At 60.4% G+C, this 5,754-nt stretch carries 13 protein-coding genes; 5 read left to right on the forward strand and 8 right to left on the reverse strand.

Going from position 1 to position 5,754, the window contains the following annotated elements:
• From IPH10_10690 to IPH10_10725, 8 genes are all read right to left on the reverse strand, one after another.
• Nucleotides 1-137 (reverse strand): hypothetical protein (locus IPH10_10690; GenBank protein MBK6911376.1); only part of this gene is annotated, 137 nt, incomplete at its 3' end.
• Nucleotides 137-967: a ParB N-terminal domain-containing protein gene (locus IPH10_10695; GenBank protein ID MBK6911377.1), complete on the reverse strand. Its 831-nt coding sequence runs from the start codon at nt 965-967 to the stop codon at nt 137-139. The genes IPH10_10690 and IPH10_10695, both read right to left, overlap by 1 nt.
• Entirely contained in the window at nt 964-1,917 is a 954-nt protein-coding gene (locus IPH10_10700; GenBank protein ID MBK6911378.1) for a hypothetical protein, read from the reverse strand. Before IPH10_10700 ends, IPH10_10695 begins: the two co-directional genes overlap by 4 nt.
• A gap of 64 nt (nt 1,918-1,981) precedes the next feature.
• A complete protein-coding gene (locus IPH10_10705) occupies nt 1,982-2,158 on the reverse strand; it encodes a hypothetical protein (GenBank protein ID MBK6911379.1) in 177 nt (58 codons plus the stop codon).
• Entirely contained in the window at nt 2,155-2,349 is a 195-nt protein-coding gene (locus tag IPH10_10710) for a hypothetical protein (GenBank protein ID MBK6911380.1), read from the reverse strand. The genes IPH10_10705 and IPH10_10710 overlap by 4 nt, the downstream gene beginning before the upstream one ends.
• 32 nt (nt 2,350-2,381) lie before the next feature.
• A complete protein-coding gene (locus IPH10_10715) occupies nt 2,382-2,828 on the reverse strand; it encodes a site-specific DNA-methyltransferase (GenBank protein MBK6911381.1) in 447 nt (148 codons plus the stop codon).
• On the reverse strand, nt 2,813-3,466 hold the full coding sequence (locus tag IPH10_10720) for a site-specific DNA-methyltransferase (GenBank protein MBK6911382.1): 654 nt from the start codon (nt 3,464-3,466) through the stop codon (nt 2,813-2,815). The genes IPH10_10715 and IPH10_10720 overlap by 16 nt, the downstream gene beginning before the upstream one ends.
• A complete protein-coding gene (locus IPH10_10725) occupies nt 3,463-3,657 on the reverse strand; it encodes a hypothetical protein (GenBank protein MBK6911383.1) in 195 nt (64 codons plus the stop codon). Before IPH10_10725 ends, IPH10_10720 begins: the two co-directional genes overlap by 4 nt.
• A gap of 173 nt (nt 3,658-3,830) precedes the next feature.
• Between IPH10_10725 and IPH10_10730 the strand changes: the two genes are divergently transcribed.
• The 5 genes from IPH10_10730 to IPH10_10750 all read left to right on the forward strand — a co-directional run bounded on the left by IPH10_10730 (nt 3,831) and on the right by IPH10_10750 (nt 5,682).
• Nucleotides 3,831-4,001, forward strand: coding sequence for a hypothetical protein (locus IPH10_10730; protein MBK6911384.1), 171 nt, complete (start codon nt 3,831-3,833; stop codon nt 3,999-4,001).
• A 42-nt stretch (nt 4,002-4,043) separates the two neighbouring features.
• The gene (locus tag IPH10_10735) at nt 4,044-4,382 is read left to right on the forward strand and encodes a hypothetical protein (protein MBK6911385.1); all 339 of its coding nucleotides are present in this window, start codon (nt 4,044-4,046) and stop codon (nt 4,380-4,382) included.
• Complete coding sequence (locus IPH10_10740; protein MBK6911386.1) at nt 4,379-4,567, forward strand: hypothetical protein; 189 nt, start codon at nt 4,379-4,381, stop codon at nt 4,565-4,567. Before IPH10_10735 ends, IPH10_10740 begins: the two co-directional genes overlap by 4 nt.
• A 201-nt stretch (nt 4,568-4,768) precedes the next feature.
• Nucleotides 4,769-5,092 (forward strand): hypothetical protein, encoded by a 324-nt coding sequence (locus IPH10_10745; protein ID MBK6911387.1) that lies wholly within the window; start codon nt 4,769-4,771, stop codon nt 5,090-5,092.
• A 362-nt stretch (nt 5,093-5,454) separates the two neighbouring features.
• Nucleotides 5,455-5,682 (forward strand): hypothetical protein, encoded by a 228-nt coding sequence (locus IPH10_10750; GenBank protein MBK6911388.1) that lies wholly within the window; start codon nt 5,455-5,457, stop codon nt 5,680-5,682.
• Nucleotides 5,683-5,754: the final 72 nt, after the last annotated feature.

A 5,754-nucleotide genomic window follows, 5' to 3' on the forward strand; every position in this document is an offset into this window, starting at 1 on the left:
GCGTCGGTGCGAGTTGCAAACGGGCGATCAGGAACCGTGTTCACGCCGCCTTGAGTGCTGGCGATGTAGCCGCGCAGGGCCGTGATTTCGTCGGCTAACGCGGCGTCGTCAAGGTGTTGGTATGGACGGTCAGCCATCACAGCGCCCCTGCAATTGCTTTTGCGATGGCCGCCTCTTCTGCGCCAATTCCAATTGATGCCGCGATGCTTGCCACCTCTGCCGGGCTGGAAAACTTGGCAAGCCGCGACATGTCAGCAATGGTCTGTCGCACGAGTCGCACGTTTCGCTCGCGGTCTTCCTCACTTCGGGCGCTGACAGCCTCCCCGGCCTTGGCCCGCTGGATCAGTTCGCGCCGATCTTCCTGCGCCATGTCCTTGAGCGCGTCCAGCTCCACGCCCTTGTCGAGCGAAGTGCCAGCGATCTCGTCCAGGTCATCGCCGAGGGCTTCGGCGCGAGCTAGGTGGCGGTTAACGTCGCGCTTGGACTCGCCGGATGCGCGGGACGTGTCGCACGCAAACTCGGTGTTGCCGCGGCCGCCAAAACTGGGACAAGTTGTCCCAGTTTCCAAATCGGCAACGCGTTGCCGATTTGGCCGCATCGCCTCCCAAATCTCCTTCCTCCGCTTGATCGCCTTCGCACGCTGCGCCGCGCTCAACTCGGCGCGACACAGGTTCTCGTCGATCTCCATCAGCTCGGCTGCGAGTGCCGTCGTTGACTCAGGCAGCACTCGCGCCGAGCATTCCACCCATCCGATCTTTCGCATGGCGGCGACGCGATGATGGCCAGCAACCAGCCGGAACGCTTCGACCTTCTGCCCGTCTCGATACTTTGCGCACGGCACGACGGTGATCGGCTGGATCAAGCCAATATTGCCGATGGACTCCGCGAGCGCGTCGATTGATCCGGCGATCAGCGGCCGGGCGAGCGTGCTGCTTTCGATGCAATCGAGTCGGATGGTCGAAATCATTTCGCGCGGCCCGTGATCGGAGTGCCGGCGATGCGCAGAATGCTGGCGCCGGAAATCTTGATGATGTGCAGCGGGCGGTGCTCGAAAAACGCATTCCACGCTATTGCGGCCGGCAGGCAGCGCTGGCTCGTCAGCCCTGTCATTGGCTTGCGCGAAGCGAAGTCCAAAAGCAGCACCTTCCGCGGGTCTGACCGCGCCAGGCCATCGTCAGCGGCAAGCCCGGACCAAAACAGCTCGGCCAGTTTCGGCTGGTGCCTGATTGTCATCAGAGCCACCATTGCAACGCCAGCCGTGAATAGCTTCGCCTTGATTTTGGCTGGCGCATCCACAACGAGACGGGCGTATTCTTGCGCCTCTGCAATCCACCCGGACGCCGCTGCTATCTTTGCATCCGTATCGCGGACCAGTGCATCCTGCTGGTAGTGCAGATCGCGCATGTCGTTGTCAAGCGCAAGGGCGCTTCCAAATAGCGCATTCATAAGCGCATTTGGCAAACCGGAGTTGCGCGCCATTTCTGTGCTGTTGATGATTTCCAGGGAACTGCGCTTGCGCGATGCGGTGTCGTGCCGGTAGTAATCCGCGATGACCTCGGTCATGGAGCCGCAAGGCGTAATCAGTACCTGGAACTCCTGCGGGATGCCGGACGCGACAACGGCATTCATGCGATGCTTGCCGTTCGTCAGGTACAGATTCCCGCCGAGCGAACAAAACGCGAGTTGGCTTCCGGCAGACCATCGACGCTGGCGCATCAAATGCGCGAGCAATTCGACATGGTGCCGCTCAGACTTCCGCTGTCCTGCAAACGCGGCATCCTTTAGTATCCATCCGGCCAAATCCGGGCCGATTGTTTGCCGGCCCTCTCGGATGACGTGCGGAAGCGCACTGACGCTTGGCGGAATGTCGACTGGTTGCGAGTGGATGTTCACAACTTGTTTTGCTACACTGCTCATGTGATGCTCCATTAGCCCGCCTGCCAGCGGGCTTTTTTATGCGCGTGGCGGACGCGCGGCCGATTCAGAATGGAAGCCCTTCCGTAAACCGCCTTCCTTCCTCCGCGATCAGCTCGGCCAGCTTGACTTGCATCTTGCGGCGCAATGCCATGTCGCGAGTGCTGGCGATGTAGCCGCGCAATGCCGTGATTTCGTCTGCCAGCGCGGCATCGTCAAGGTGTTGGTATGGGCGGTCAGTCACGCCGCTTTCCGCCGCGGCCGGAACAGAGCCGGCCGCATCGCGCGCAGCTGCCACTGGCGCTGCACCGGGATTGGCTCGTCGTCGCGCCACTTGCAGACACTCTGCCGCGTCGTCGAAAAGAACCGCGCGAGGTCCGCATCGCTGCGGATTCCAAGCGCGGTTTTAACTGCTGTTTTCGTGAGTGCGATCATGTCGCCAAGTAAATCACGGGTGACGGGGTTGGTCAATCCACAAGACGCAACTGTCGCTGCGCGTCTTCGATGCGTCTGCAGGCGATGTCGAAATATTTCGGCTCGCGCTCTATGCCGATGAACTTTCGCCCCATTCGCAGCGCGGCGTCTCCGGTTGCGCCACTCCCCATGAACGCATCCAACACCACGGCGCCCGGCTTTGTGCTTGCCTTCAGTGCATGCGACAGCAGAGTTACGGGCTTTTCGCACGGATGCCTGCCGGGGTACGGCGCTGGCGGGTCAAACGTCCAAACGTCCGTCCATTGGTCCTGCGCAGTGATGTTGAACGGGCGGCGCAGTTCCTCGTAGTCCTTGCGCAGTTCCTCGTAGTCCTTGCGCAGAAACTCGTAGTCCTTGCGCAGAAACTCGTAGTCCTTGCGCAGAAACTCGTAGTCCTTGCGCAGAAACTCGCCACCCCGCGCGTTCAGCATGGCGCGCATCTTTGCGTACTGCTCGGCGGTCGGACGTTGTGGCCGATCAGCCAATTCGACACGCAGCCCGTAAGGCCACCTGATGCCGACGGGAACAGTGCAGCAACTTGCTTTCGAGTAACCCCGGACCGCTCAATCTCGGCGGCTAAGTACTCGCCAAAAATTCTGCGCTTCGTGGCTTCGCAGGCTGACGTGTAGCCCGCATTGCCGTCTGCCATTTCGTCGCTACCATGACGCTCCGCGAAAATTATCCGCTCGCTTGATGATTGCCAGAACGTGCGCAAAGACGTGACGTCAACACCACTTCCGGCCGCGCCCTTTCGAGATGCGCCCTTGTTCCAAGTAAGCATTGCCAGAACGTTCAGGCGCTGGCGAACAACCACCTCAACCCGCGCCGCCATCTGCGGACTGGCGAACAGGTACAAGCTGCCGTTTTGTGCCATGCGGTCGGCAAGCATGCCGACTACTTCGCCCATCCAGGACAGGAACGCTTCCGGCGTATCCCACTCGTTGTCCCAGTATTCGTTTAGCACCTTGAAGTACGGCGGATCGGTGATGACCGCATCGACCTTCGGCAGCGTCGGCAGGATGTCGCGGCAGTCGCCAAGATGAAGCGTTGCGTTGCCAATCACCTCGACCCTGCTCACGACTCACCCGCCGCGCACTTGATGGCCCAAACGCGCGTCGAGATCGCGCCGAGCTGGTTCACGATGTCGCGCAGCATGATAGCTGCCATCGGCTCGTCTTTGTTGCGAGCCAAGCGCGCGGCCGCATCCTGCGCCATGTCGATAGTCTGGAACAGCGCTTCCAAGTCTTGATAGAACGTCTTGCTTGCCATCGCACACTCCCGCCTCGTCGATGGCTCGCACCATACCAGCATCCGGCCGCTTGTCAACCCCGCTAACTTTTTTTGTTGCGCCTAGTTGACACGGCGCCAGAAGCGTGGTCTGATGGACCCATCGCCGCACACACGAGCAGGCCGCCATGACCGACTAAACCAATCCGACCTACATGTTCCAGATGACCGCCACCGAGCTGCTGGTCAAGATCCTGTCCGGCGAGATCGACCCGCGCGCCCTCGCAGCCGAGGAGATGGCCAACCGCGGATTGGACGCCACCGGCAAGTGGGTTGGGCTCAAGCGGGCATCCGAGATCTACGGCTACGGCGGCGGAGAAATCTGATGCGCGACCACGACGAATCATTCCGCCGCGCCCAAGGCCGCCATGCAGCCGCCCGACTACGACGACCGCCGCGAGGTTTTCGACGAGGCGGTCCGCGAAGAGGCCGCGCGCCAGATTGCCGGATCTGCAGACATCGGCGCAGAGTTGTTGGCCGAGAACATCAAGGGTGCCGACATTCGCCTGATGAACGATCCGGCCGCGTTCGTTGCGCGCTGCAAAGAGCTGATTGCGCAGGCCGGCGAGTCGTTCGCTGGCACCATCGTGGATCGCGTGCACGACTTCTGCGACCGCCCGCAGTGGCAAGACAGCGGCGTGGCCGAGATGGTGCGGCACGCGCTCAACGATCACTGGTACACGCCGATTCTCGGGGACTCGCCATGAGCCTAAGCGCAAACATCGAACCCTGCACCGGCGGAATCGCCGTCAAAGACTCGGACGGCTGGACCGTCGCGGTAGTGATCCAGCGCGACCAGCACCCGGTGCATGGCGGCGGCATCTCACACGCCGAATGCGAGGCGCGGGCGCGAGTGATCGCCGATGCGCTGAATGCGGCCGGCTTGGCCTGACAACCACAAGAGTGACTGACTATGAGCTTTTTCGTCATCCCGTCGTCGGGCAGGTTTTGGTGACGCAAAGAGTTTGACGACGATGACGATAACGCCGCGCCATACAAAATCGCGGTGCGATTCGAGGCAAGCGACCACAACCATTACGCCGGCGCTCGGATTCAAGAGCGGACTGGCCTGAAAACAACTACGGAGAACATCATGAGCATCCTGTCCTTCTTCCTCCGCACACCCAAGGCTCCGAAGCCGTCCGACGCGAACGTCATCGACTTTTGCAAGATCGAGCGCGCGCACTTCTTCAACGGCGTCAACCGGGCAATTCGCGCCAACCGCCTGACGCCGCAGCACGAGCAGCGCGCGCGCAAGAACGCCGCCGAAATCTGGGCGAAGCACATCGCGCGCTTCCCAGGCTACGAATCGGCGCGCGCGTCGGAACAGGCCGCGGTGGACTATTGCGCGCTGCTGAGCACGTACCAGAAGCACGACATGCCGCGGCCTGCGCCGTGGGGGCCGGAGGCCGCATGATCCACATCCGCAACTGCACAGACGGCCGAGTAAAAGCGTGAAAGTGTTCTCAGACTATACCGATGAGTCTTACTGTGCCGGCAAAACGTCGTTTGAAGTTTATGCGTGCGACGTTTGCGGACATTGCGAGCTTATAGAGTCATCGATAACGTCAGAATGGAATCATGAACAGCAATCATGGGTGATGGGATTCCACAATTTTTGGGAAGATGCGTTTCACGGGCGAAAAACATCCATTTGTTGGCGTGAACTTCCCGAACACGTATGCAATGAGTGTCAACGGAAGCATTACAGGTGGATTCTTGTCCTTAGAGACATCACCGAATGCTTCTATGCGTTAAACCAACTGGAGAAAGCAATCCGTGAAAAACGAAATCAAAACAACGGGCGATCTACGCACACTGCTGGCCAACTGTGCAAAAGCTGTGGCGCAAGGCACGATGGACATTCCGCGAGCGGAAGCATTGCACAAGCTCGCCAAGAACATAACCGAGTCTTTGTATTCCGAAACAAAGATCGCGATGTTCAGGCACGAAGTCGAACAGCCGTGCGAGAGTTTGGAGAACTCGCAATCGGCAACCTTCCTTTGACGGGGCGTGACATGATCCCCATCCACAACTGCGCAGACGGCCGCGTCACGGAGCCGGGCCTGCACCGGATGA

The organism is bacterium (genome assembly GCA_016702305.1).
GTDB lineage: Bacteria > Electryoneota > RPQS01 > RPQS01 > RPQS01 > JABWCQ01.